This window comes from Sporosarcina thermotolerans, assembly GCF_042658975.1.
Taxonomy (GTDB): domain Bacteria; phylum Bacillota; class Bacilli; order Bacillales_A; family Planococcaceae; genus Sporosarcina; species Sporosarcina thermotolerans.
The window spans coordinates 50,210-76,725 of the sequence record NZ_JBHSRM010000001.1 but is presented as its reverse complement, the minus strand read 5'-3'; the positions used below and the strand labels follow the sequence as shown (position 1 = coordinate 76,725).

Annotated in this window: 28 protein-coding genes; 12 read left to right on the top strand and 16 right to left on the bottom strand. The window is 41.0% G+C overall.

The window, feature by feature from the left end; genetic code table 11:
* Positions 1 to 8: 8 nt before the first annotated feature.
* The 4 genes from ACFPZG_RS00400 to ACFPZG_RS00385 all read right to left on the bottom strand — a co-directional run bounded on the left by ACFPZG_RS00400 (position 9) and on the right by ACFPZG_RS00385 (position 3,876).
* Complete coding sequence (locus ACFPZG_RS00400; RefSeq protein ID WP_283733483.1) at positions 9 to 950, bottom strand: Gfo/Idh/MocA family protein; 942 nt, start codon at positions 948 to 950, stop codon at positions 9 to 11.
* Positions 951 to 1,392: 442 nt separating this feature from the next.
* Positions 1,393 to 2,103 (bottom strand): GNAT family N-acetyltransferase, encoded by a 711-nt coding sequence (locus ACFPZG_RS00395; RefSeq protein WP_317940451.1) that lies wholly within the window; start codon positions 2,101 to 2,103, stop codon positions 1,393 to 1,395.
* A 98-nt stretch (positions 2,104 to 2,201) separates the two neighbouring features.
* Positions 2,202 to 3,362, bottom strand: coding sequence for a hypothetical protein (locus tag ACFPZG_RS00390; RefSeq protein ID WP_283733480.1), 1,161 nt, complete (start codon positions 3,360 to 3,362; stop codon positions 2,202 to 2,204).
* Positions 3,355 to 3,876: a sigma-70 family RNA polymerase sigma factor gene (locus tag ACFPZG_RS00385; RefSeq protein ID WP_283733479.1), complete on the bottom strand. Its 522-nt coding sequence runs from the start codon at positions 3,874 to 3,876 to the stop codon at positions 3,355 to 3,357. Before ACFPZG_RS00385 ends, ACFPZG_RS00390 begins: the two co-directional genes overlap by 8 nt.
* A gap of 272 nt (positions 3,877 to 4,148) precedes the next feature.
* Between ACFPZG_RS00385 and ACFPZG_RS00380 the strand changes: the two genes are divergently transcribed.
* Positions 4,149 to 5,549, top strand: coding sequence for a purine-cytosine permease family protein (locus ACFPZG_RS00380; protein ID WP_283733478.1), 1,401 nt, complete (start codon positions 4,149 to 4,151; stop codon positions 5,547 to 5,549).
* Between the two features lie 112 nt (positions 5,550 to 5,661).
* On the opposite strand, the gene ACFPZG_RS00375 is transcribed toward ACFPZG_RS00380, so the two are convergent.
* Positions 5,662 to 5,961 carry a DUF378 domain-containing protein gene (locus ACFPZG_RS00375; protein ID WP_317940450.1) on the bottom strand — a complete coding sequence of 100 codons (300 nt, stop codon included), beginning with the start codon at positions 5,959 to 5,961 and terminating at the stop codon, positions 5,662 to 5,664.
* A gap of 84 nt (positions 5,962 to 6,045) precedes the next feature.
* Here ACFPZG_RS00375 and ACFPZG_RS00370 point away from each other — a divergent pair, with 84 nt between their 5' ends.
* Positions 6,046 to 6,612: a DUF1648 domain-containing protein gene (locus tag ACFPZG_RS00370; protein WP_381426363.1), complete on the top strand. Its 567-nt coding sequence runs from the start codon at positions 6,046 to 6,048 to the stop codon at positions 6,610 to 6,612.
* Positions 6,613 to 6,660: 48 nt separating this feature from the next.
* Complete coding sequence (locus ACFPZG_RS00365) at positions 6,661 to 7,362, top strand: YjjG family noncanonical pyrimidine nucleotidase (RefSeq protein WP_317940449.1); 702 nt, start codon at positions 6,661 to 6,663, stop codon at positions 7,360 to 7,362.
* Between the two features lie 27 nt (positions 7,363 to 7,389).
* Here ACFPZG_RS00365 and ACFPZG_RS00360 read toward each other — a convergent pair whose 3' ends face one another.
* The 4 genes from ACFPZG_RS00360 to ACFPZG_RS00345 all read right to left on the bottom strand — a co-directional run bounded on the left by ACFPZG_RS00360 (position 7,390) and on the right by ACFPZG_RS00345 (position 10,578).
* Positions 7,390 to 7,887, bottom strand: coding sequence for an SRPBCC family protein (locus ACFPZG_RS00360; protein ID WP_283733476.1), 498 nt, complete (start codon positions 7,885 to 7,887; stop codon positions 7,390 to 7,392).
* A gap of 439 nt (positions 7,888 to 8,326) precedes the next feature.
* Positions 8,327 to 9,157: a MetQ/NlpA family ABC transporter substrate-binding protein gene (locus ACFPZG_RS00355; protein WP_283733475.1), complete on the bottom strand. Its 831-nt coding sequence runs from the start codon at positions 9,155 to 9,157 to the stop codon at positions 8,327 to 8,329.
* A 16-nt stretch (positions 9,158 to 9,173) separates the two neighbouring features.
* Complete coding sequence (locus tag ACFPZG_RS00350; protein ID WP_283734556.1) at positions 9,174 to 9,836, bottom strand: methionine ABC transporter permease; 663 nt, start codon at positions 9,834 to 9,836, stop codon at positions 9,174 to 9,176.
* On the bottom strand, positions 9,829 to 10,578 hold the full coding sequence (locus ACFPZG_RS00345) for a methionine ABC transporter ATP-binding protein (protein WP_283733474.1): 750 nt from the start codon (positions 10,576 to 10,578) through the stop codon (positions 9,829 to 9,831). The genes ACFPZG_RS00350 and ACFPZG_RS00345 overlap by 8 nt, the downstream gene beginning before the upstream one ends.
* Before the next feature lie 131 nt (positions 10,579 to 10,709).
* Here ACFPZG_RS00345 and ACFPZG_RS00340 point away from each other — a divergent pair, with 131 nt between their 5' ends.
* Positions 10,710 to 11,153: a GNAT family N-acetyltransferase gene (locus tag ACFPZG_RS00340; RefSeq protein WP_283733473.1), complete on the top strand. Its 444-nt coding sequence runs from the start codon at positions 10,710 to 10,712 to the stop codon at positions 11,151 to 11,153.
* 169 nt (positions 11,154 to 11,322) lie between these two features.
* Here the strand turns inward: ACFPZG_RS00340 and ACFPZG_RS00335 are convergent, their stop codons facing one another.
* Positions 11,323 to 12,984: a malate:quinone oxidoreductase gene (locus ACFPZG_RS00335; RefSeq protein ID WP_317940448.1), complete on the bottom strand. Its 1,662-nt coding sequence runs from the start codon at positions 12,982 to 12,984 to the stop codon at positions 11,323 to 11,325.
* Between the two features lie 174 nt (positions 12,985 to 13,158).
* Positions 13,159 to 13,581, bottom strand: coding sequence for a MarR family winged helix-turn-helix transcriptional regulator (locus ACFPZG_RS00330; RefSeq protein ID WP_283733472.1), 423 nt, complete (start codon positions 13,579 to 13,581; stop codon positions 13,159 to 13,161).
* 138 nt (positions 13,582 to 13,719) lie between these two features.
* On the opposite strand from ACFPZG_RS00330, the gene ACFPZG_RS00325 reads away from it, so the two are divergent.
* Complete coding sequence (locus tag ACFPZG_RS00325; protein ID WP_283733471.1) at positions 13,720 to 14,247, top strand: CarD family transcriptional regulator; 528 nt, start codon at positions 13,720 to 13,722, stop codon at positions 14,245 to 14,247.
* 60 nt (positions 14,248 to 14,307) lie between these two features.
* Here the strand turns inward: ACFPZG_RS00325 and ACFPZG_RS00320 are convergent, their stop codons facing one another.
* On the bottom strand, positions 14,308 to 14,895 hold the full coding sequence (locus ACFPZG_RS00320) for an N-acetylmuramoyl-L-alanine amidase family protein (RefSeq protein WP_283733470.1): 588 nt from the start codon (positions 14,893 to 14,895) through the stop codon (positions 14,308 to 14,310).
* A 166-nt stretch (positions 14,896 to 15,061) separates the two neighbouring features.
* On the opposite strand from ACFPZG_RS00320, the gene ACFPZG_RS00315 reads away from it, so the two are divergent.
* The 6 genes from ACFPZG_RS00315 (at position 15,062) to ACFPZG_RS00290 (ending at position 21,538) form a co-directional block, all read left to right on the top strand.
* Positions 15,062 to 15,961 carry a DMT family transporter gene (locus ACFPZG_RS00315; RefSeq protein ID WP_283733469.1) on the top strand — a complete coding sequence of 300 codons (900 nt, stop codon included), beginning with the start codon at positions 15,062 to 15,064 and terminating at the stop codon, positions 15,959 to 15,961.
* 123 nt (positions 15,962 to 16,084) lie between these two features.
* Complete coding sequence (locus tag ACFPZG_RS00310) at positions 16,085 to 17,749, top strand: sensor histidine kinase (RefSeq protein WP_317940447.1); 1,665 nt, start codon at positions 16,085 to 16,087, stop codon at positions 17,747 to 17,749.
* Positions 17,742 to 18,452: a response regulator gene (locus tag ACFPZG_RS00305; protein WP_283733466.1), complete on the top strand. Its 711-nt coding sequence runs from the start codon at positions 17,742 to 17,744 to the stop codon at positions 18,450 to 18,452. Before ACFPZG_RS00310 ends, ACFPZG_RS00305 begins: the two co-directional genes overlap by 8 nt.
* A 210-nt stretch (positions 18,453 to 18,662) precedes the next feature.
* Positions 18,663 to 19,997, top strand: coding sequence for a CitMHS family transporter (locus ACFPZG_RS00300; RefSeq protein ID WP_317940446.1), 1,335 nt, complete (start codon positions 18,663 to 18,665; stop codon positions 19,995 to 19,997).
* 114 nt (positions 19,998 to 20,111) lie between these two features.
* Positions 20,112 to 20,879 (top strand): MerR family transcriptional regulator, encoded by a 768-nt coding sequence (locus ACFPZG_RS00295; protein WP_283733465.1) that lies wholly within the window; start codon positions 20,112 to 20,114, stop codon positions 20,877 to 20,879.
* Positions 20,876 to 21,538 (top strand): VC0807 family protein, encoded by a 663-nt coding sequence (locus ACFPZG_RS00290; RefSeq protein ID WP_283733464.1) that lies wholly within the window; start codon positions 20,876 to 20,878, stop codon positions 21,536 to 21,538. The genes ACFPZG_RS00295 and ACFPZG_RS00290 overlap by 4 nt, the downstream gene beginning before the upstream one ends.
* Positions 21,539 to 21,792: 254 nt before the next feature.
* Here ACFPZG_RS00290 and ACFPZG_RS00285 read toward each other — a convergent pair whose 3' ends face one another.
* Positions 21,793 to 24,162: a polyprenyl synthetase family protein gene (locus tag ACFPZG_RS00285; protein ID WP_317940445.1), complete on the bottom strand. Its 2,370-nt coding sequence runs from the start codon at positions 24,160 to 24,162 to the stop codon at positions 21,793 to 21,795.
* A 104-nt stretch (positions 24,163 to 24,266) separates the two neighbouring features.
* Positions 24,267 to 25,457: a DUF4317 domain-containing protein gene (locus ACFPZG_RS00280; protein WP_283733463.1), complete on the bottom strand. Its 1,191-nt coding sequence runs from the start codon at positions 25,455 to 25,457 to the stop codon at positions 24,267 to 24,269.
* Positions 25,458 to 25,612: 155 nt separating this feature from the next.
* Between ACFPZG_RS00280 and ACFPZG_RS00275 the strand changes: the two genes are divergently transcribed.
* Positions 25,613 to 25,783: a hypothetical protein gene (locus ACFPZG_RS00275; RefSeq protein ID WP_283733462.1), complete on the top strand. Its 171-nt coding sequence runs from the start codon at positions 25,613 to 25,615 to the stop codon at positions 25,781 to 25,783.
* A gap of 66 nt (positions 25,784 to 25,849) precedes the next feature.
* On the opposite strand, the gene ACFPZG_RS00270 is transcribed toward ACFPZG_RS00275, so the two are convergent.
* Positions 25,850 to 26,110: a hypothetical protein gene (locus tag ACFPZG_RS00270; protein WP_283733461.1), complete on the bottom strand. Its 261-nt coding sequence runs from the start codon at positions 26,108 to 26,110 to the stop codon at positions 25,850 to 25,852.
* 113 nt (positions 26,111 to 26,223) lie between these two features.
* Positions 26,224 to 26,505, bottom strand: a complete 282-nt coding sequence (locus ACFPZG_RS00265; RefSeq protein WP_283733460.1) for a DUF2564 family protein — start codon at positions 26,503 to 26,505, stop codon at positions 26,224 to 26,226.
* Between the last annotated feature and the right edge of the window lie 11 nt (positions 26,506 to 26,516).

Genomic DNA, 26,516 nt, shown 5'->3' with positions numbered 1-26,516 from the left:
CTCTATCTTTATTTTCTTAATGCCTCTAATATATTCTGTGCTTGGTAGCCGACTTCAAAGTCATAAAGATCCGCTTCTTGCCCATTCACTGCTTTTACAATCTCATCAATCAACCTGCGCGATTCCACTCCTTCGAGGGAAATCAGTTGTAGGCCATGGCCTGTTTTTCCGCCACTTAATTGGCCCCAATTTTCCAATGTCAGAACACCTTCTGATCCAAATGCGGTAAATCCAATATGCTCTTTCCCAGCTTGTCCGCTCATCCCTTCAATCAAGACAGGCGTGCCGTCAGCAAGTTCTGCGGTGGCGATGATGCCAGTCTCGCATAGCACCCTGTCTTCAGGGAATTCCAAACGAGTTTTGATATTGTGAAGCTCGCCGAATACTTTCAATGTCTGTTGGATGAAATGAACGCCGACTTCAAGAACAAAGCCTCCCTGCTCTCGCTCGCCAACCCAGTCATTTTTCTGCCAAGCACGCGGCCATTCCGGGAAGTGCATTGAGAGCTGGAGACGGCGCAACTTGCCAACGTAGTTTTCTTGGATTAACTCAGCAAATTTCGTTGCCGCTTGGCCATAATTGAGCGGGAAGTTCATGGCATGCACAATGTTAGCATCTTTCGCAGCATCCGCCATTTCCCTTGCCTCTTCCAATGAGTTCGCCAACGGTTTTTCACATAGGACATGCTTCTTCGCCAGAATGGCATCCATCACGATGGCGTGGTGAAATTTTGGTGGTACTGCCACATAGACAAGATCCACCTGCTTGTTAGATAGCAACTGCTTATGATCGGTATAAGCTTGAACGTCACCAAGTTTGTCAGCCGTTTCGTGTGCCAGCGCTTCCGCTCTGTCGCACACAGCCGTTATTGTGACCTCATCGTTTTGTTTGAATTGGTTGATCAACCGCTGACCAATGGCTCCGAGGCCAATGATTCCAATATGTATCATGAAAATTCCCCCTTTTCCCTATCGTACAATAGGCGGGGCGTGCTGTCATTTGTTTATTGCGGGGAGGAGAATTGACCTTTGTGAGAAAGAATGGACCTTGCCGCGTAAAGAATGGACCCTGGTGTGAAAGAATGGACCTTGACATGAAAAGAATGGGCCCTTGCGTGAAAGAATGGACCTTGACATGAAAAGAATGGACCCTTGTGAAAAAGATTGGACCTTGACATGAAATGAATGGACCCTGACGTGTAAACCATGGATCTTCGCCTTATGGAATGTGGAGATAGAGAACTCCTGAAACTTTAACGAGAAGTTCGTACGGTTTAATGAGAACTTCCAAGGAATAAACGAGAACTCTTGTCGCCGTAATGAGAACTTCCAAGGAATAAACGAGAACTCCCGATGCCTGAACGAGAAGTTCCAATGAGTAAACGAGAACTTATCAACTATCTATCCGGTAAATCCCTTTCCGATCCCTCAACACACAGCCATTTCGCTCGAATATGCCGATCATATGTCGATTTGCTTCATCCGTACTGCCAACGTATGTCGTTGCACCAATTCCCTTCAGCAAATGAAGTGAACTCCAATGAAGCGCAGCCCCATATCCTTTTCCTCGCCATTTCGGCATGACGCCGAAATAAAACAGGCGCCCCTCATCGACAGTTCCTTGTTCGATAACCGGTATACTCAAGCCGATTGGCTCGCCCAGTTTCGTGAAGATGAAACAAGATGCTCTCCATTCGGGACCAATTTCATTTTCAAGCGATTCCATGACTTGTTCGATTGTAAACAACTTGTTTTTATTTGCAGACCCGCTGCGGCATTGTTCATACAGCTCCGCAAATTCCAAGTCTGCCATTTCACTATCTTCAAGCGCCTCCACTGCGATCTCGGGATCTACCGTAAAAAGTTCATCCAACGCTCTAGTATACTCCACAATCGTTGAAACCTTACGAAAACCCTGATCCAACAACCATTGCTCATACCTTGCATCCATTAATAGAGACAAATACCCGATTTGTTTTTCCCGCCATTCATCTAACAAACTACTAAAAGCTTCTATATATTCCTGATCGAGCACACTTTCATCTTTCACTTGGTCAACAAGCCAATACTCCCGGTCCTTCTTTATCGTATTAAATAAATCCACATTATCAGTCCTTTCAATTGAATCCAGTACTTAATTCAACAAAAACAGAGTGATTCCTTCTTTTATTAAAGGACGGCTGCCTTCCCGGCTGCCATCCCTCAATCCAACTTATTTGCGTCCACCACATACATCGAATAAAAACCGGCATTCTCCACGTTAACGACCAGTATTCCTTCAGGTGTAAACCGTGGTCTGACAAGGCGTTCCTGTATATGTGCTAACACCGGTAGTGCATGCGTTTTATTATTTTTGATTTTAAAAAGCTCAACGGTATTAGAGCTCGTTTCAGGTGTACTTAGCGCCAGCACATCCCGATACACTGCATACGTCACAAAATCCGGCGTCTCCACTGTGTAGAGCTTTCCATCAGTTAAATCTACATAACCGAGGGTGGCCATCTCATCCCCTTCATTATAAAGTTCCGCAAACACCCTGTTTTCGGAAACAGTAAGGTTATACACACTCTCATATGGAAAGACAAAGGAACCGATTTTTTGATTTGTTTGGAGATCATATACAGAAAACGGTACTTGGTTAGGGTCGTTTTCAGTATAAGGATCCCCAAGAACAAGTTTTCCTTCGCCAAAAGCGTATTGCCCATACATTTTTTGCAACTTGTCGTAGAGTCGGGTCTGTTCAAGCGTCGTCAAATCAAGCCGAGTGAGCCATACATCACCCCAACTCACAGACGTATAGATTAGCTGATCCCCTTCAATCCGCATTCCATGCAATTCATCAGGAATGTTTCGAATTTCTCCGTTTAAACGATTCAAAACGAAATAGCCCTCAACATCTTCCTGCTTCCAAACAATCCAACTCTCATTTGCCGCGACTTCATATCCCGATATATTCTCGTCGCCATCAACGAGAATCTCTTTTGTACTTGATTCGGTGTCAAAAGCGTAAATTCTCTTCCCGTCCGAATAAATCATTTCCTTCGTTTCATCCACATAAATCGCGTTAATTAACGTCGTAAGATTCTCGCCAGGTATGGAAACCTTTTGCAAGGCATCAGCATGGGCCAATTCTTCAATAGCTTGTTCACCTATTTCATTCTGAATGTACGGTACACCTAAAAACACGGCAAGACCGACAACAGCAACTGTGGCAATTAGCGGTTTCAATGTAGGCTTCCTTGAAGGCGATTCATTTTCCAACCGACGATGGGCTTCCGCAACAATCGCTCGTTTTTGCTCGTCCTTTAACCTAACTTGTTCAGGAATCGATTGATCCAAGCTTTTTCGCAAATGCTCATGCATAATCATTCCCCTCCTCCAGTGCTATTCGTGCCAGTTTTCTTCCCCTTGCAAGCCGTGTTTTGACAGTGTTTACGGGACAATTCAGCACATCTGAAATCTCCGTGACGGTCAACTCTGAAAAATAATGCAGCCAAATTACTTCCCGATACTTGAGCGGTAGTCCTTCTATCATTTTCGCAACATTATCATCCGACTCTTTTTGGAGTATCTCTATTTCAGGCGTATCCTTGTTAACTAACAAATGACCAAATAGATTGGAAATCTCCATTTTCCTAAACGCCCAGCTTTTATAATAGTTATGGCACTCATTAACGGCAATCCTGTATAAATACGTTTTAACGGACGAGCGGCCTTCGAATTTTTCAAGGCTTAAATAATATCGAATGAATACTTCCTGTACGATATCTTCGGCTTTCTTTTCATCTTTGACAATTGCATATATGAGCCGCAATAAATAATCCCCGTAGGAATCCATCGCAGTTAAAAGTAATCGATCTCGTTCAAGCTTTTCCACCCCTCCGCCTCCCTTCCTTATATGTTAGACAAAGCAAATGATGAAACGGTTTCACGTTAAATAATTATTATGTTTTAGTAGTTTTTTAACAAAGTCCATGCCGATTTTAAATTGATACTTATCTATTAACACAGATCTCTTCCAATCTAATTTATAAGACTTTTTCATTACTTTTTGGTAAAATAGTGGAGTGCGCATTTTTACAAGAAGTTTGAGCAAAATACTATTTAGGGCAGAAGGAGTGAGCGATTCACAATAAGGAGCTGAAATATATGTCAACAGAACATACTAATTTACAACAAGACACAGAAGAAGAGGTCGTCCGAGATTATTCATTGGACCGGGTACCTCGTGAGGAACGAAAGGCTGGATGGCTTAGCATTACGAATATTACGTTTGGTATCGCTACAGCTATTTTTTACTTCCAGATGGGAAGTGTGATGGCTCTTCAATTCGGGGCTCCTAATGCACTTATTTCTGCAGGCTATGCAATCATCGTAGCAGGCTTGCTTGGTACAGTCATCGTCTATTTATCAGCTAAATCGGGAATGAACGTAAACCTATTATCCCGGGGCGGCGGTTTTGGCTATATTGGAGCATCTTTGACTTCACTCATTTACGCATCGAATTTTATTATGTATTGTGCATTTGAAGGCTTGATTCTCATATCGGCCGTTCATCATTTTCTCCCTTCCTTTCCGAGATGGGTTTTAATTCTCGTATTCGGACTCATTGTTATTCCTCTAAATTGGTTTGGAATTAAACAATTAGATAAGCTGCAAAAATGGTCATTACCGATTTTCGTCTTCTTTTTGATCACTGCAATTGTCGTTTCATTTATCAAACCTGCCGTTTATACGGGTCCTGTTTTCTCTTATATGCCGGAAGGGGTTCAACTTGGCGGAACCGCCCTGCTGCTCTGTATCGGTATGCATAATGGGATTATGGGCTTAACTGCTCTTCTCGCTTCAGATTATGCCCGTTTTTTACGCCCTAAAGATATTAAAGTAGGATCTTTAGCAATCGGGTTCATTCCTCAAATTTTTTGTTATGGCGTTATGGGAGGATTAGGTATCTGGTTCGGCGTCCGTTATTTGGAGTCGGATCCAGGCGTTTATATTGTACTGCTGCTTGGAATTGGCGGTGCGTTATTTACGATGTTGACACAATTGCGTATTAATGTCACAAATATTTATAGTAGTTCACTCTCCTTATCAAACTTCTTTGAAAATATCTTCCGTTTCACCCCAGGTCGGCGATTTTGGGTTGTCGTCTCCGCATTGACAGCGATTGCTTTAATGTTAGGCAACATTGTAGATCATCTCGCTACGGTCATGACATTCCAGGGTGTATTCCTGTTCTCATGGGCGTCTATCTTGGTTACGGATGCACTGGTCATTAAAAAATGGTTGAAAATCGGACCCAATTATTATGTTGCCACACAAGATTATTTATATAAATGGAATCCTGTCGGCGTAGTGTCACTTCTTGTCGCAAGCGTACTTGGAACTATTGCAGCACTTGGCTATTTGGGAGTGTTCCTCCAATCGACAGCAGCATTTTTTGCAGCAGTGTTAGCTGCAATTTTGACGGTCATCATTGCAATTTTGACGAAAGGCGCATTTTATTTGCAACACGAACCTTCTCATTCAGTAGAAGAGGATAGATTGTAACGATGAATGATAAAAAAACCATGCCTGCTTGATAATAGCGGGCATGGTTTTTCAATATAGAAACATTAAAGCTGACAAGCAACCCAAGCAATTTTAAGTGCCCGTCACCGTATTATTTCTTCCGTTCATCCTTGAAGTCTGGTTCTTCTCCGAATTCGGTGTTCAGGTCTGGGTTTTTAAAGTGTTGTCGTCTAGTGTGATCCACTCTCTCTATTTCCTCATCTGGTTTGAATAAAATCCCTAAACAAATCAACCCTCCAATTGCTACAAGAGCATAAACTACTCTCGAAAGAAATGCATTCTGTCCACCGAATATAGAAGCTACCAAGTCAAATTGAAAAAATGCGATCAATCCCCAATTCAATGCTCCTATAATGACTAAAGCCAAAGCAATGCGCCGAACTGCTCCCATCATGAATTCCTCCTTCATTATACTTTCCATATTATCTTTTGCTAAAAACGATTTTTAATACATTCGTGCAAGTGTCAAAATCGCATGAAACTTTTTCCAAGTTTGCTACGTAAAGAAGGCAGCAGAGGAGTGTTTAAAAGCAAAATGGATAAGTACAGTTACAATAAACCGAAATTGGATATTCCGAAGTCTGCATTGCAGAGGCTTTTTGACGTCGTTTCGATCATCGCGTTTATGGCAGGAACCGTTTATTTAATTTCTGTATGGAATCAACTGCCTGACCAAGTTCCAGCACATTATAACGCTGCCGGCGAGGTCAATCGTTGGGGTTCCAAATGGGAGCTCGTCATTCTTCCCATCATCGCTGTTCTAATGGCCGTCTTCTTTACGTTTTTAGAGAAACACCCGGAATGGCATAATTATATGAACCTAAATAGAAATAATATTGAATTCCAGTACAAAAATTCAATATTATTTCTAAACGTAATTAAAAATGAATGTGTCTTACTGTTTGTTTATTTGAGTTTTAATATTGCACAAGTAGCGTTGGGAAAAGCCGAATCCCTTGGAATTCTATTCTTGCCTATTTTCCTTGTCATCATGTTCGGCTCTATAGCCTTCTTCATTATCCGATCGATAAAACATAAATAATGGTGATATACTAAATACACAGCTTTAAGTCAGTCAGGAGATGTAGGAATGAAATACGATGTGTTTTTATTCGACTTGGATGATACATTAATGGATTTCGGAGAGACCGAAAAAAATGCGTTTACAAATGTGTTCACAACACATGGATTTCCGAATGCACTAGCAGATTACAGAGGGACATATCGGGCGGTCAGCACGGTGCTTTGGGAGGATTTGGAGCAAGGCAGGACGACATTGGCCGATTTGAAAACGGAGCGTTTCAGAAGGGTATTCCTCGAGCACGGCCTTAAAATGGATGCCGAAACGTTCGGCCAAATGTACCTCGATTATTTAGGGAAAGAAGTCCATTTAATAGATGGAGTGACGACGATGCTTCAGTCCCTTAAAGGCAAAAGGATAGCAGTTTTGACCAATGGTTTTAAAGATGTTCAGTTGGCAAGAATCGCTGCTTCCGGCCTTACCGAGACATTCGAAGCAATCTTCACATCTGAGGAGATCGGTTTCCAGAAACCACAACCGGAGATTTTCGAGCATGTATTCAAGCAATTGGCTATTAAAGACAAATCACGCGTCCTAATGGTAGGGGACTCGCTTTCGTCGGACATCCGCGGCGGCAACAATTTTGGCATTGATACATGTTGGTATAATCCGAAACGAAAAGAGAATAGTGGCTTAGCAAAGCCTACATATGAAATTCATGATTGGGAAGAGTTTCAGTCGATAATCACACAAACAACCGCGTCCAGTTAATGAATGCGGTTGTTTTTACAAATTATCTTAAAGCGCCGGATACGTAATTTTCCCAGTCTCCATCAATTGTTTCAGACCTTCGAACATATAACCCCAGCCTTGTTCAGTTTGATCATGAAATTCCTTCATCGCTTTTTCAATGTCCTCTTCGGTCCATTCCGGTTCATGCGGAACGACAATCCCCTGTACAAAAGTCATTTCGCAGCCTTTTTCCAAGTCCTTTATCTCCACTGAAATTTCGTCTTGCAAATCGTTGAATTGAGGCATTTTGAATGTAAAGACAAGCTTGTTAGGCCGATCAATTATAAGGTACTCGCCGATTGCCCGATAATCCTTGCCACCCCTGTGGTCGACAATTTCCCATGATCCGCCTACACGGAGATCATTCGTTGCAACTTTATTCGTCGGCTCCATTGTAAAGAACCATTTTTTCATCAATTCAGGTGTTGTCCATGCTTCAAAAACATTTTCTGCTGTGCAATTAAATGTACGGTGCATTGTCAATGTAGTGGTTGATGTGCTCATTTTTCAATATCCTCCTTATGTTTCGTAGTTAATGAGAGTCTTATAGGTAACTTGAATTCCTGTTTATCATACACCAGTAATTATCGAAAAAGCTATTCCAGTTGCGCGGAGTTTTGGGAGGTTATCACCGACTCTCTGGGTGTTACCACCGACTTGAAGCACTTTACCACCGACTCACCAGATTTAAGGATGTCTTGCCGAGAAAAAGGATAAAACACGGAGGGTCCAAAGTCCCGAAATGACAATATATCCTGGGAAATGATCGATATATGTTGGGAAATAATCGATAACTGCTCTAAATTAATCGATATATGTCGGGAAATGATTGATAATCCCCGGGAAATAACCAATATTTTTTTGCCGACACACTCGGTAAGGAATTTCACATAAAAAAGCCATTCAAGTTGAACAAAACAACTTGAATGGCGATCATACTATTTTATTCAAACGCTGGAATTGCAGTTTCGTCGTAGTTCTCTTGCAAGAACTTTTTGACTTCTGGGCTTGTCATTGCTTTTGCCAATTTTCGAATCGGCTCCCAGTCTTTATTGTCTTCACGAGCGATTAATGTAATCGCGAATTCATTGTCAATGCCTTCCGTTAACAGTGCATCGCTTTTCGGAGTCAAGCCAAGCGGTGCTGCGTAAGCAGGTGTCATAACGACCGCATCCGCGTCATCATACATACGCGCAAGCATCAGTAAATCGACTTCTTCGAACTTGAAGTTTTTCGGATTGTCGACAATATTTGCTTTTGTATAGTACGTATCTGTTTTTTCACCTAACTCGATGACTCCATGTTGTGCCAGTAATGACAATGAGCGGTCGATGTTGGATACATCATTTGCCATTGCAATTACAGCACCTTCAGGCATTTCATCGATTGATTTATAGTCTTTCGAGTATACTCCGTAGTTTGCGAAATAGATTGGAGTGATCGGAACTAAATTTGCATTGTTATTCGCATTGAATTGCTCCATGTATGGAACGTGTTGGAAGAAGTTCGCGTCCACTTCTTTTGCGGCAAGCGCAGTATTCGGCTGTACGTTATCGCCTAATACAACCATTTCCAGTTCGATCCCTTCTTCAGCAAGCTTCGGTTTTACAAGCTCAAGAATTTCCGTCATCGGTGGAATTAGGGAAGCGACTTTCAACGTCACTTTTTCCTCTTCTTTTTGTACATTTGCAGGTTTTTCTGCTTCCTTATCCTTGCTGCCACAACCCGCTAATAGGACAAGTAACATTGCCGTTAGCACAAGTAGTTTCTTCATGTTGTTCCTCCCACTATTATCTTTTATCTATCATTCTTGATACAGTTGTCCCCGTAAATTGGATGAGCTGTACCAGTATGACCATAATGATTATCATGTACATCATTAAATCATCTTTGAATTGTTGGTAACCGTACCGAATGGCAAAGTCCCCAATACCACCGCCTCCGACAACACCCATGATTGTCGAATAGGATATAAAACTGATAATCGACGTTGTCAATCCAAGGACGAGGCCAGATCTGGCTTCGACGTACAAGAATTTAAAAATGATTTGCCTTACTGAAGCACCCATTGAAACAGCCGCCTCCATGACGCCTCTCGGTACATCCAATAAGGATTGTTCGACTAAGCGCGAATAATGAGCGATGGCGATGATGGATAGTGGCACCGTCGCAGCGGCTGTACCAATAGCTGTCCCGATGACCATTCTCGTAAACGGGAGTAAAAAAACAACCAACAATAAAAACGGAAATGAACGGGTGACGTTCACCAATAAATTCAATATAGAAAAGATGAACCGATTCTCATAAAGTTGTCCCTTCCTACAAAGGTAAAGCAACGTACCTACAGGAAGACCAACAAGGATTGCAGCTAAGATTGAAACCCCTACCATAATAAAGGTTTCCCCAATGGACTGCCATATTTCAGCTTCATATTGAATCAAAATCTCAGGCATGGCCAATTTCACCATCCTTCGTCAATTGCTCCACAAAATTCTGAGGATTGCTGTCTATGACACGAATCCCTTTTGGCTCTATCGAAACAGTGTTGTAAACTTCACCATCAGACATGACGGTTACGCGATTGCAAATGCTTTTGATCACGTCCATCTCATGACTGACAATTACAATTGTGACACCAAGACTTTTATTCACATTTTCCAAGACACTCAGGACTTCAGCAGTCGTATTTGGATCAAGTGACGACGTTGGTTCATCACATAATAATACTTGAGGGTTATTCGCGAGTGCCCTTGCGATTGCTACACGCTGTTTTTGTCCCCCACTCAGTTGTGCGGGATACTTGTCCATGAAACGTTCCAGCCCAACAAACTGCAGACACTCCATCACACGATTCTTACGTTCTCGCCTTGGAAACTTCGACAACTTCAACGGCATCGCTACATTTTCATATACCGTTTTATTTGCGACCAAATTAAAATGTTGAAAGATCATCCCAATCGACTTTCGTGCTTGCCGAAGATCCTTACCACGCATTCTTGTTAATTTTTTACCGTTTATATCCACGTCGCCTGCATCCGGGATTTCCAGTAAATTCATGAGTCGTAGCAAAGTTGACTTCCCGGCTCCACTTGCTCCGATGATGCCATGAATCTCACCATTTTTAACCGACAAAGAAACAGATTTAACGGCTTTAAACTGCCCAAAATTCTTGCTGACATTATGTAATATAATCATAAAAAAATCCCTTTCTATAATTTGAAGGGTGATTGCGACGTTAACTATTATAACATTAATAATTATTTTTTACAGGTCTATCCACGTCTATATTTCTCTTTGTATAATTTACCTCAAGGGAGAGATGAATTATGTTGCATCTACAGGCGATAACAAAAGAAAATTGGTATAAGGCTACTTCACTCCGTGTTCGGGAGGATCAAGTAAATTTCGTGGCGTCAAACGTTGTATCGTTGGCCCAGTTGAATTTTCTTGAAAATTTTACAGCGAAGGGAATTTATCATGGTGAGGAAATGGTCGGCTTTGCACTATATGGAATAGACGATGATGATCATGAATACTGGATTTATCGGATGATGATTGACCAAAACCACCAAGGCAGAGGGTACGGGAAAAAAGCGATTCAACTTGTTATTGATGATATTCAGGAAAGAAAAGAGGACTGTCACCAAACCATTACGCTATCGTACGAACCGGCTAATGAACATGCAAAACGGATTTATGAAAAAATGGGATTCCATGAAGTTGACGGGTTCATAATTGACGGAGAGCAAGTCGCCCGGTATACGTTTTAGAAACAAAAGCGCAGGGCGCCTGCTTAGCCCCGACAAGCGCTGGAAGACTTGAACAAAAGGTGCTTTTTGCCTTTTGCTTCAAGTCTGAAGCGTCTCGAGGGGCTAGCGCCCGTAGCCTAGACGAACAAAAAGCTGACGGAGCAAGAGCCCGTCAGCTTTTAACATTCATTTAATCTTCTTTCTTTGGATCTTCTTCCACTACCAAGTTGGCATCCACATTCGGAACTTCTCTATCTACTCCCAATGTCTCGTCGTTCTCCGTGTCTCCCGTATCAACAATTAGCGAATCCTCTTCAGCAGTCGCCTCTGGTTCAACAACGTCCACAGACTCTTCCTCTACCGGCTGTTCAGTTACTAGACCAAGCGCCTGTGCAGTTGAAGTATGGATTTCTTGGAGTAATTCAGGATTTTCCACAAGCGAAACGCCATAGGAAGGAATCATTTCTTTAACTTTCGGTTCCCATTCTTTCATTTGCTGCGGGAAACATCTATTCAAAATTTCAAGCATTACGTGAACGGCAGTTGAAGCTCCAGGCGAAGCACCTAATAGTGCAGCGATTGAACCACTGGCTCCAGTTACAACTTCCGTTCCGAATTGGAGTGTACCTTTGCCGCCAGCCTCAGTATCTTTAATAACTTGTACACGTTGACCGGCGACTACCATATCCCAATCTTCGCTCTTCGCTTCAGGAACAAAATCACGTAATTCTTCCATACGCTGTTCTTTCGATAACATCAGCTGCTGAATGAGGTATTTAGTCAATGACATTTCTTTTGCACCCGCGGCTAACATTGTGAATACGTTATACGGCTTAACGGATGTGATCAAATCCAAATTCGAACCCGTTTTTAGGAACTTCGGAGAGAAGCCTGCGAACGGACCAAAAAGCAATGATTTTTTATTGTCGATATATCTCGTATCCAAATGCGGAACTGACATAGGTGGTGCACCAACCGATGCTTTCCCGTATACTTTCGCATGATGCTGCTCAACCACTTCAGGGTTTTTACAGACCATGAATAATCCGCTAACCGGGAAGCCGCCAATATGTTTTCCTTCTGGAATACCGGATTTTTGCAATAAATGCAAACTACCGCCGCCAGCACCGATAAAGACAAATTTCGCTTTATGGACTTCCACTGCACCACTATTTAGATTCTTAATTTTTAATTCCCATAGACCATCGCTTGTACGTTTTATGGTAGTTACATTGTGTTGGTAATGAATTTCAACGTTGTTGCCCTTCAAATGGTCGAATAGCATACGCGTTAAAGCACCAAAGTTGACGTCTGTTCCGGAATCGATTTTTGTTGCCGCAATCGGTTCCTTTACATTCCGCCCCTTCATCATTAACGGAAGCCACTCTTTAAGAGTCTCAGGGTCTTCAGAGTATTCCATCCCTTTGAATAAGGGGTTATTGGATAGTGCATCATGACGTTTTTTCAAGAATTTCACATTCTCTTCCCCACGTACATAACTCATATGGGGCAATGGCATGATGAATTCCTCAGGATTGTTTATCAAATTATTATTTACAAGATAAGACCAAAATTGTCTTGAAAGTTGAAACTGTTCATTGACCTTTATCGCCTTACTGATGTCAAGGGATCCATCGGATTTCTCAACGGTATAGTTCAGCTCACATAATGCAGCGTGGCCCGTGCCCGCGTTATTCCACTCGTTTGAGCTTTCCTCGCCTGCATTTGAGAGTTTCTCAAACACTTTAATCTTCCAATCTGGTGTTAGTTCTTTCAACAAAGTCCCCAAAGTTGCACTCATGATTCCGGCGCCAATTAAGATAACGTCTGTAGTATTTTGTCTGTTACTCATATTTACCTTCCTTTATGCCTTGAGATTTGAGAAAGGATGTACGCGCTCCCATAATGCATCGGCAAGCCAAGGCGAGACCTAGGAACACACCTTTTCCGATTCAATCTTAACCCTGTATATTGTAACACAACTAAGAATAAATCAAAACGACTATAGATTCATATTTGGATAGCATCATATCCACTCTCTGTCCAATAGATCTATTAGTCGTTGGAAATTATCCTTGCCTAACCTCTCAGATATTTGTAGATCTATCTTATTTTTCAAAACAACTGTCTCCGTATAGCAATCTATACCTAACTCAGTTAAGCTAATAACCTTCTTTCCCTTACGCTCTGTACTTAATGTTGATGATACAATGCCCTTCCCCTCTAACCCTTTAATAAACTTGTGAGCAGCTTGTCTCGACATATCATATTTTGAACAGATCTTTGTAATTGTGTCGTTTCCGTCCTGTATGGAAGATAATATATACCACTCCGAAATCGTGATAGGAATGTCTTTTTCATCCCCCCAGAGTTGCTCCGCTAATGATCGTAATGCCGTGTAATGCACTCTCATCAGATCCAAGACATTCTTAGTTGAATTATTACTCATTTCATTACCTCCGTGAAATATATACCCGTACTATAATAAATGTTTACCTAAACGTCAACTAAGTTGACAATTTTAATGATTTGGCATATACTTATTGTAAACCTGGTTGACAATTACCTTAGACAGGAGGAAATACTATTGTATGAAGTCGGTGATTTAGTCACATATGGCCCGCATGGTGTTTGTAAGATAAAGGACATGTCTGAAGAGACATTCGGTGAAATAACGAAATCCTATTATATTTTGCATCCTGTTAATCAGCCTACATTAACAATTTATTGCCCAGTAGACAGCGATCTTTCCACTTTGAAGGACATTGTCTCTAAGGAACAAGCAAAGATCATATTGGAGTGTTTCACAAAACCAACTGGAGATTGGATAGAACGTCCAACAACAAGATACCAGGCCTTCAACTCAATTTTAAAAACAAGTAACCCCTTGAAGATTGCCGCTATGGCAAACACATTGACCCGTAAAGAAATGGAATTAGAAAGTGAAGGGAAAAAGTTAGGCTCAAGGGACATAGAAATATTAATGGATATACGGCAAGTCTTGTTTAAAGAGTTGGCATTGGCATTGGATACAACACCCGATGAGGTTTCCAAGCATGTTGAACAACTCATTTCCGGCACGATTGGCGATTCAACTATGCCGATAGCAGAGTAGAACATTTATAAAATATATTAAAAATAAAGGAGGCGCATATTTAGTGCGCCTCCTTCCTTTTTAAATGAACTTTTTCTCTAACTTCGGTTGGAGTTTGAGATAAACCGCAAGTACCTCAGCCAACGTCTCTCCTTGTTTCTTCAGTTTCTCTTTTGAACGCAGTGCTTTGATATCGATTAGAGAATCCATGAATCCGCCCTCCGTCAGTATGGCAGGCATTTTCGTTTCGCGTAGCACATGAAAGTTTGCCCTTTTCACCCCACGATCCTTCAATCCCATCGCTTTTGCAATCTGCGGACCAACAAGCCGCGCAAGTTTTAAAGATGTAGATCCAACTGTTGGTGAATCCATTACATATGTTTCCACGCCTGTCCAACTTCCCCACTTACCCGTATTTGCATTATGATGTACTGCGACATAGATATCGGCATTCCATCTATTAGCCAGATCCGTTCGTTTCCTAAGTGACACATCTGTTTTTCCGGTCGGATCATCTACGCGCATCACTTGTACATTTTCATATGTAGCAAGCTTCTCAGTACATGCATTGATCACTTCGTTGTTGAAGCACCATTCCCTTTCCCCGTCAGGTGACCGCTTCCCCGGCGTATTTAGCCCATGTCCCGCATCCAATACAATTTTCACCATACTTATGCCCCTTTCAAAATGTCTTCCTCACTATATATATAGGTTGGATTTTGGTTAAGGGATAGAAGGGTCTATAAATTTATAGATTTTTGTGATATACGTAATAGAGTATCATGTATATAATGAATTTGTATAAAGCCGTTTCACTGAACATAAGGAGTAGAATATGAAATCCAAATTCCAGTTTATATTATCAATGATCATCTTCGGTACGATTGGTGTATTTGTAAAGTATATAGATTTATCTTCAAGTGAAATAGCCTTAGTACGCGGTTTAATTGGCAGCTTATTCTTAACAACGGTCATAATCATAATGAAAAAGAAAATTCCATGGGCATTCGTGAAAGTGAATGCTGTTCTTTTGATAGCTTCAAGTATTGCATTAAGTGTAAACTGGATTTTCTTTTTTGAAGCATTCAAGCATACAACTATATCGAACGCTGTCCTTAGCTACTACTTTGCGCCAGTATTTGTCACGATCCTATCTCCGATTGTTCTGAAGGAAAAACTGTCGGCAAAGAAAATAATCTGCATTGCGATTGCCATGCTTGGGATGTTATTTATCGTTGGAAACGGGAAAGTTAGTGCATCTGGAGTAGAGGATCTTATTGGCATTGGGTATGGTTTGGTCGCTGCGGCATTTTACGCCTCATTAATGCTTATAAATAAGTTCATCAAAAACATGGATGGGCTTGAAACGACATTAATACAACTTGGAATCGCAACGACACTTCTCATGCCATATGTATTTTTCACTGAGGGATTTGGTGTTTTGGATGTCTCCGGTTCTTCAATTCCGTTTATCATCATCATAGGGGTTGTACATACAGGTTTTGCTTACTTGTTTTTCTTTTCCGGCATAAGAAAGTTAAAAGGCCAAAGTATCGCCGCCTTAAGTTATGCAGATCCCATTACATCATTAGTGATTTCCGCCGTCATCCTGCATGAACAAACGACAGTTGTTCAATTGCTTGGAGGCGCTTTGCTATTAGGCTCCACATTTGTCAGCGAGAACAATTCAATGAAATTATCAAGACGTAAAAAAATTGGATATATGCAAGAATAAGTGGGAGGCATTCGCTTCTCATTTTTTTATGTACATATATTTTGAATTTCTTTTTCCAGCAAATGTGTTGTATAGTCGGAATAGTTCGGTGCGCAGGCACCTGAAATATAAGGAGCCGACGAAATGATGAATAGACAGAAAAGAAGGGTCGAAAACCCACATCTTCAACCAACTTTCATTATTAACTTCAAAATGAGAATGATCTTATTAGTAGGTGTCCTTGTCATTGCGATAATTACAGGAATCGGAATTTATATCGGCCATTTCATATCCAACACGATGGAAGAGCAGGTTGGCAATCGTGCACTTGGTGTAGCGGAAAGTGTGGCACTTATCCCGGAATTAGCTGAAGCGTTTAAGCATAATGACCCCGCATCCATTATTAATCCCCTTGTATCGCCTATTCAAAAAGCAACAAAGGCTGAGTTTATAGTCGTCGGTAATACCTCGGAAATTCGGTACGCACATCCGCTTCCCGAAAAAATCGGAAAGAAAATGGTAGGGGAAGATAATGAGAGGGCGCTGATTTTTGGTGAATCGTATGTCTCAAAAGCTGTTGGATCATTAGGCAGCTCAGTACGCGCAAAAGTCCCTGTGTACTTGGATGGGCAAATTGTGGGCGTCGTATCGGTCGGATTTTTAGTGAATGATATCCAATCAATTATAAAGTCTTATAATATCCATCTATGGATTGTCTTATTAAACACCGCCATTGTTGCTATAATTGGTGCCATTCTTATAGCATCGTATATTAAAAAAGTATTATTCGGCCTGGAACCTGAAGAAATTGCACATTTGCTAATTCAAAAAGACGCGATTCTTCAATCCACTCATGAAGGCATTATCGCTGTAAATCAAAACGGCATGATTACGATGATCAATTTTGCTGCCCAACGGTTACTTTTCAATCAGGTCATTCATTCAAAAAACTACGAAGGTATGTCGATCAACGACCTATCAGCTGCAAAGCATTTACTTAATTTCCTTCGAGATAATAATGATCAAATCGATCAGGAAATATTGATTGGCAACACAATTGTTTTTGCCAATAAAATGCCCATCTATGACAATAACTCATTGTCCGGGACAGTATTCACATTCCGCAATAAGACTGAAATTGATTTATTAACAAAGGAATTACGGTCGATTAAACAATATACAAATGCATTACGGGCACAAACACATGAATTCTCAAACAAACTCTATACGATTCTTGGTCTATTGCAACTTGATAAAAAAGAAGAAGCAATTTCCTATATTCAGCAGGAAAGCATGGTTCAAAAAAACTGGATCCGCTTAGTCATTCAAAAAGTGTCAGACCCGAAGGTGAGCGGGCTATTACTTGGGAAAATCAATCAGGCAAGCGAATTAGGGATAGAACTTACAATTCAAGAAGATAGTATACTGGAAACTTATTTAAATGAAATGCAGAGTGAAGCATTACTGACTGCTATCGGAAATTTAATCGATAATGCGATGGATGCTGTAAAAAAGGTTCCACCGACTCAACGTAAAATAGCTATTTTTTTTACGGATATCGGAAATGATATTATTTTTGAAATCGACGATTCCGGTGCAGGTGTTCCTCCACAGTATATGAACAGGATTTTTGAACAAGGCTTTACCTCAAAAGAAGGCGAACATGGTGGTTTTGGGTTATCACTAACAAAACAACTTGTAGAAAGATTAGATGGGGAACTATATTTGGAAGAAGGGGACCTCGGTGGTGCAAGCTTCGTGCTTTCAATGCCGAAAGAAGTGGATGAAAGGAGGAAACAAGATGCTTGAGTCGATTCAGGTTTTAATTATTGAAGATGACTTTCGAATTGCGGAGATTAACCGTGAATTCGTCAATCGTGTGGAAGGATTCATTGTAGAGCATGTTGTAAAGACAGGTGAAGAAGCACTTACTTATTTGCGCAGCACAAGAAGATTGCCACAACTGATTCTGTTGGATGTCTATATACCAGACGTTCAAGGATTGAATTTATTCTGGACATTGCGGAATGAGTTTACTGAGATTGATGTCATTATGATCACTGCAGCAAAAGAAGTAGAGACAATCGCCGAAGCGCTTCGTGGTGGGATTTTTGATTATATTGTAAAACCGGTCGATTTTGACCGCTTTGAACGTACATTATTGAGCTTCCGAAACCAAAAGTTTATTTTTACGACAAAGTCGGAGTTGCAGCAAGAGGAGATAGACCGCTTGACGGGCCACCAAGTAACTACAACATCAAAAATCGAAGATGTTGAGGAAGGATTACCGAAAGGAATCGATCAACTAACGTTGGAAAAGGTAAAAAAGATCTTACAAGAAAGCGATGAATCCGGCATCACTGCGTTGGATGCCGGAAGCAAAGTAGGTGTAAGTCGCTCGACCGCACGACGCTATTTAGAATACTTAGTGTCCGTAAAAGAAGCGGATGCCAAGTTAAAATACGGAGACATCGGCCGTCCTGAACGAAAATACACACCGTGGACAAAATGAACAAAACAATCAAAACATCCTTTAGTGATTTTAGTTACATAAACTTATACATTTAACCTCTTTATGATAAATTTCTAACTATAGAATATTTTGAAATAGAGATGGTTATTTTTTTGTGCGGATACTTGTTTTTTTAGTTAAGTATGTATCCGCTTACACAAACCTTTCTTTTTCATGAGTGGACTTCGGTTTGCTAGGAAGGAGACATATATGCTAAGTATTATTGGTTTAATTACTATTGTCATCATTGTTGCGTTGCTAATTAGCGGGAAAGTTTCTCCTATCGTTGGACTTGTATTAGTTCCAGTTGCCGGGGCATTTGCTGCCGGTTTTGGTTTCGATGAAATTGGTGTGTTTTTCACAGAAGGTACAACCAAAGTTGCAAGCGTTGCCATTATGTTCATCTTTGCCATTCTATTTTTTGGAATCATGCAAGACGTTGGGTTATTCGATCCACTTATTAACAAAATGATTGCAATTTCTCGCGGAAATGTCATCGCAGTTGCAGTTGCAACCGTAATCATTGCTGCAATCGCTCACTTGGACGGTTCTGGTGCATCGACTTTCCTAATTACAATCCCTGCACTACTTCCATTATACAAACGGTTGAAGATGAATCCGTATTTACTATTAATGCTTGTTGGAACTGCTGCTTCGATTATGAATATGGTTCCCTGGGCTGGTCCGCTTGGAAGAACGGCTTCTGTGTTGGATATAGATGTAACGGAGCTTTGGAGACCACTTATTCAAATTCAGGTTATTGGTATAATTTTATTAATCATTATTGCTGTTACTTTAGGTTATCGTGAAAAACGGTTGATCGCGAAAAAAGAGGCTGCCGGAGAAACGTATGGAGATAATATTTCCGACTCAACGATTGCTGAAGCACAATTGGCGGCTACTGTTGCTGAAGAAGATGACTTAAAGCGTCCAAAACTTCTGTGGATCAACGCCATTCTTGCAGTTGCTGTGATTGGTGTCCTTGTATGGGGAGTTATCCCGGCAGGTTTTGCATTTATGATTGGTGTAAGTCTCGCTTTGCCAATCAACTTCCCGAAAGTTAAAGACCAAATGGAGCGTATTAAAGAGCATGCTCCGGGCGGAATTATGATGGCAACAATTATTTTGGCAGCTGGATCTTTCTTAGGTATCTTAAACGGTACAAATATGCTCACTTCGATTGCGACAGATCTTGTAACCATTTTACCAGAATTCGTCGCTCCGTATTTACATATCATTATCGGTGTGTTTGGAGTACCTTTCGATTTGCTCCTAAGCACAGATGCTTATTATTTTGCCCTGTTGCCAATTATTGACCAGGTTGCCCTTACTTTCGGCATCCCATCACTCTCTACTGCATACGCAATGATCATCGGTAACATTATCGGTACATTTGTTAGCCCATTGTCGCCAGCACTTTGGTTGGCACTCGGACTTGCAGGACTTGAAATGGGTAAGCATATTCGTTATTCATTTATGATGATGTGGGGACTAAGTATTCTTCTATTAATCATTGCAGTTTTACTTGGTGTAATTATTATTTGATGACTTAAAGATATTACCGCTATCGGAAGTTCTCCGGTGTGGTAATGTCTTTTTTATTTTTCAAAAAACACTTGCCCCTTACGTAACGGAAGGTCCTATAATGAAGGTAACGTGATGGGGGTGGAGAAAACTTTGTATTCAATTGGGAAACTTGCAGAGCTTAGCAATATATCAGTGCGCACATTGCGCTATTATGATGAAATTGGATTATTGCTTCCAACTAAAAGGACTGTGCACGGTCATCGGTTTTATTCCGAAGAGGACGTGTCGAAGCTTCATTATATATTAACGTTACGGAACATAGGCTTGCCGCTTGAGACTATCCAAGATGCAATGAACGACAAACAATTGAATAGTAAAGACCTGTTGGAAATGCGGTTGAAGATAATCCAGGAGGAACAGGAGCAACTAAAAAGAATGGAAAGCTCCATTAAGTCTTTATTATATTTAGCAGAATTTGAAGGAACTACAGACTGGAAATCAATATTTGAGACGTTCTACTCTTCTCCAAACAATAAAAAGGCTTTGAAAAAAATTTGGAATCAATATTTTTCTGAGGAGGAGCAAGCCCTTTTAAAACAATTTCCGAGTCTTGGTGCCGACGGTGAATTGGCGAGTGAAGCTACGGCATTATTCCGGGAGGTCAAAGCCAATGTCAGTGAAAGTCCGACCAGTGAAATTGCCCAGCAATTGGCGAAACGTTGGATCTCTCTTGTGCATGTCATGTACAAAGGAAATCTTGAGCTTGCGAATAAAGTATGGCATTTGAGCAAGCAGCAGGAGGTCACCGGATTTTTGTATTTTCACGATGACCTTGTCACATTTATTGAACAAGCCATTCAATATTATAATGAAACGAATGGCGAGGAAACATCGTCATGAAGAAGCTGATGGCGCTCGATCTCGTTTTTTACATGGCTCTTCCTTTTATAGTGTGGAATTATGGGCGCGAACCATTCGGCGATTACTACGCGTTGTTGCTATCAACTGTCCCGGGATTAATTTATACGATTTATCGCTTCGTTCGTGAAAAGCAATTTAATATTAGTGGTCTCTTTATCATTCTCTCCCTATTCTTAGGTACGGCCGTAAATCTGCTGTCGGGGAATGCGGAAAACCTATTGTGGAATCAAGTCTATCTCGGTTACATGTATTCGAGCGTTTACTTGTTGTCTGTTTTATTCCGAAGACCGCTTGCGCTCTATTTCGCGGTAGATTTCGCCTACTTGCAGGGCCACCCGCGTGAAGAGAGCAAAGCGTTGTTTTCAACCAAAGGCATTTTCAAATGGTACCAGATGGTGACTGGATTATTTGTCTTCAAAGGCCTATTTCAATCGTCTTTAAAAGCCTATCTTATTTATTCTTACGGAGTCGACGGGTATGGGCAGGTGCTAATTTACAGGCAGATCAGTGGCTGGATTTTCAGTGGTTTGATTGCAATCGGGTATTTCTATATCGTTTCGCAAGTAAGGCGGTATATTAAGGAGCAGTACGGCGAAGATTCGATCTCCCCGGCAGAACAAGCCGATGGCGCATCTTGATGCATCATCGGCTTGCTGTAAATTCAGCGAGCGAGTCAAAGGTCCCGAATTGACCATATATCCCGGGAAATGATCGATATAAGCCGGGAAATAATCGATATCAATCTCCAATTGATCGATAAATGCTGGGAAATGATCAATAAACCCTGGGAAATGATCGATAACCTATAATCAGGGTAGTATCCAATCCTCATTGCGACTTGTATTGCACAACAAACGTCCAAAGCTCAAAGCTTTGGACGTTTAATGGCATCTTAATAATCCCGGTTTATAGTGTAGTCCAGTATTTGTTTCAAATAGGTTGTTTTATAATGGAGCTCTTGAAGTGCTTCCATAGCGTGGCAGTAATGGTTCCACATTGCCTTTCGTGCACCTTCACTACCGAGGATGGATACGAAATTCGAATTATTGTTTTCAACGTCTTGACCGACTGGCTTTCCAAGCAATTCGAGATCACCTTCGACATCAAGTAAATCATCCTTGATCTGAAAAGCGATGCCTGCGTGGTAAGCAAATGTTTTCAATGCCTCTATTTCCTCTTCCTGCCTTCCCGCTAAAATTGCAGGCATGACAAGAGAAGCCTCGAAGGCAATACCTGTTTTATAAAAGCAAATCGTATTTAATTGGTCTAACGTCAATTCTTTGCCTTTAGAATTCAAATCCATCGCCTGACCTCTGCACATCTCCGTTGTCTTTCCTGCTGAATACCGGATCAGACGGAGGACAACCTGCGGATCAAAGCGAAGAGAGGCTTGTTCAACAACTGCTTCCTGGGTTAGATAGAGGCCGGTTAATTCCGCCACGGCTGTATTATACGCCTTGTGTACGGTAGGACGCCCCCGTCGGAATGACGAGTCGTCCTGAGCTGGTAGATCATCAAAGATTAAGGACGCCGTATGCATATACTCCAATGATTTAAGAAGCGGTTCAATAGTTGACTCATCCAATCCGTATTCATGGACACCCATAACCCAAGTCATGATTGGTCGAAGCCGCTTTCCATCGCCCAACAGACTGTAATTTGCGGCATCAATGATTGACTCATCCATTGAAGAAGCAATTCCGTTTTTAGGGATATGTAGTATGGTGTTTATCTGATTCCGCACAGTCTTGGCCATGTTTACAAAGTCTTCACGCTCTTTGCTTTCATTTTTAAAGTTTGCAATGATTTGATCCCTAACTAACTTATCAAGGAAGTCTACATCATTAGATTTCCTTACCATCTTTTGTATAAGTCCATCGAATTTCGGATTTCCTGTAGCGAATATCCCCATCAATTCTTTGTATTTCTTGTCTCCTACTTTTTCTTTGAATCGCTTCTGGCCATTCAGCGCACGGCTCAACATAACATTACGTGTCTTCGTGTCCGAGTGATACACGTTATGGATCAAATTGAAAATGACCGTCCAGTATAATTCAAAAGGGTTGATCAAATCCTGGCGAACCCTATGATATTTCAAATAATACGTGTAGGGAGTAACCGCACCGGCCTCTATATCATCAAACATGTCAGCGAAATCATCGGCAAGTTGGTTGTAAATCCCATAGAAGAAAGTCCGATTGTCGAATTCCTTATCCTCTTTAACAGTAAGCACCGAACGGGCAATCAAACGTGAAGAAGCGGATTTCAAAATAACCGGTATATAAAGTTCTTCATTGGTGTAATTTGCATTTGATAAGTCCTTTTCACGATCCACTTCCTGAGAGTGAAAAAACACAAAGGATTGTTCGAAGAAATCTTCTTTTCCCTTGCGCTCTAACTGCGACTGAATATATGTAAAGGCTTCACGGAGCTCTGAATGAATATATTGAATTAGTTCCCGGTTGGTTCCGTCCCATGATTTTAAATCAGGCACGGATCCTGTGATGAGGGTCGATCTTATCAAACGTGAATATTGTTTTTTCTCTGCATCGGTCAGGACTTCTGAATCCAAAAGATCATCGATAAACGGATAGGTTAGGCCATAGGAATAGCCTAACCTAATTGCTTCATCCAATTTCCCGACGCGCTCTTCGGGCGAAAGATGATCGCCCATCTCCTCAATCTGGTGAATGACGACCCCAGCAATGATTTTAATCAGTTTTCGCTTAGCCTCTTCACGATTCATCCCTTCCGGAAGATTAGAGGACACCGTTTTTAGTTTGTCTAAGACCCAAATCATTGACGATTCAATGCCTTCCTTCTGGGCCCAACGGTATAACGTATGCATGCTGAACATTTCCCCGCGGTCAGTTGCAGTTGAATGAAGTAGATCTATTTTTAAATCGTCAACGACATGTTGAATTCTGTATAGTGTATCGGGTGAGCTCAAGTCTTTCCCCAAATCCCGCATAAAAATATATGAAATGCTTCGATCCAAGTAACTATCCAGTTTTCCGGCATTATCCAACCATTGGATGTATTGATGGTACTTATGGGAATCCGGTTTTCCTTTCCCACGTGTAAAACTTTGTAGTAGCGAATGGCCCAAATAATCCTGTTTCCATAGTTGTATGTCTCTTGTCAATGTAGCGACGTAGGTATTATTTTCGAGTTGAACTGACAGCGATTTAAAGTAATCTACAGCCTTCTCCTCAGCCCGTCGATAACAATCTTCCGCATCTTTTCGTAACTCTTCATTCATACTGCATACCTCGACTTCTCAATTTTTGTTTGCTAACTATAACATAAAAAGTCCTTTTAAAATGATCTTGTCTACTATATGCAGTCGTCATGCATTTTCTGAATCTATTTCAATAACTCTTCCGAAATTATTGTAAATCCTTCAATGACCGTGTCTTCCTCTACCTCTATCAATATACAACGTTTACCATCGACCTCTACTTGCCTTACATACCTTAAGTCTTGCGGGCTGATAGCAATATTCGCAACCTTTGTTTCAATCTTGATCGATTTCGATGTATAGCTTGGAACGATATGGCTCGCTTTCAGCTCATATGTTTCGTCGTCAATTACACTTCGGAAGGCCCGTTCCACCTTTTCCGTGTCCACATCTTCCACGCCACTTGCCTTCAGAACGCGGGTCACCTCTTTTGTGTCCAAGGTTGGAACGCTTTCTTCTTCATCTTGCTCTTCGTCGACTTCCATCATGCGCTGGATTTCATCATAAACACTTGCAAGAGTTCTTGTATTTATTTCATTTCCGGTGACCGATCTAACAATTTCTTCAAAAACAATTTTATCTTCATCGGCAGTCATGATTTCCTCGCCGTCAAGAACGTTTTCGATGAAATGGTAGTTGGGCTTATTCGCTTTCCCTGCAGAATAAAGAATATGGTTAACATCTGCAGCATTGTCAGTGAACGTTGGGAATAAAAACCCACCGATCGGAGATGTAAGGTTAATGATAGGATCCGCTACAAAACTGGACTTGAACTCCTTTTCATTGAAATCGAACACAAGTGATCGCTTCGGTTCAACTGTCTGGTTCATGCTGCAAAGTATAAATGGATTCTTATACACTTCATCCCGGGCCGCAATTTCCGCTTCTTCACTTCCCCGTTTCGTCGGTTTGTAGTAGTTCCCGCGAATGAAAGTGATGACAATGTCCTTTTCATATTGAACATCCTGCACCATTTTTTGCGCAATGCGTTGCATACCTTCCTTCCAATCCGCCACTTCGTCCGCATGAAGAGCATCATATAAGAGCTTTTGCGTATGATCTTCTTGCTCCTCAGCTTGAGGGCGAAATTTCACTTCAAACAGTTTCGCGTCCAATTTCCCGCCTAACACTTTTTTAAAGTTATCCAAAAATAGCTCCTGTTGTTCCCGATCTAACATGGCAAACGGCTGGCTTACTTCGTGATAAATTTCATTGCCTTCTTGTCTAATGTAGACATTATAAATATTAGTAATCTTCAATAGGTCTGTATCCAATTTAAAACGCTTGCGGATGTCCGCAATTGCCTTTTTGTTCATCTATTCATCCAACTCCCTTGAAAATATGAAAAAGAGAGTCCGAAACTTGGCTCGGACACTCTTAATTATAGCAATAATTATTAGGTTAACAGGAATAATACGCGTAAAGTAAATTTATCCTATAATGAAAGTAAAGAAATATGGGAGTGAGTTACATGATGTGCGGGTCCAAATGCTTTATCGTAACAATGGAGCAGAATGGGACAAAAGAAATCAAGCAAGTTAATGCAAGAACTCCCATCGGCGCAAGGAAGGTGATTCGAGGTGAATATGGAGCCAAAGTGGAGATCTTATCTGTGAAGGAAAAGAAATGGAATCAAAAATAATTGCCCCATTCATAACAAAAAAGAAATGAATTAAAACCTAAAGTTCATACTAACGAAAAGTGGTGTTTATTGTTTTTGTTGTGAAAGCTCAAGAAATTTTTCTTCATGGTGCGCTACTTTACCCAATAAGAAATTAGTGGTTTTCTGTGTATCCGTTAAATCTAAACGTATTCCGTCAACCTTCATTTCCAATCGATCAAATCGCTTATCAATTTGTTCAAACCGCTGTTCAAAACGCTTGTCCATCTCTTCAAATCGCTTGTCTATGTGTTCGGCATGAAGTTTGAAGGCACTTAATATTTCTTTCAGCATAGTTTCCTGTTCCATGTTTTCCACCTCCTTATCTATATTATAAAGGACTATCAATATATCACAAGTGAATTAAGCGTATAGTGAATCACCCCTATAAGCTCCGCAAAGCCCATGGGGTGATTCTTTTCTTATTCTTCTTCCAATATCTCTTGCACTTCATCCAATTGTCGCTTCATCATGTCTAACTGTTCTTTGTTTTGCTGAACTGTATCCATATGCTCGTTGTGCTCCTCTGCATTCATGTATGCATTTTCAGCAGTTTCAATGGAATTAAAAGCGTGCTCAACAGCCATTTCCTCAGGATGCGACATTGCCTGTTTAACAGAACGATCTGCCTTTTGCACAGAGTTACCTAACTTGGTACTTGGATGGTTCTTTTTCCAACTCGGACCCGAATCTTTAGTAGCCATTTTATCTTCCC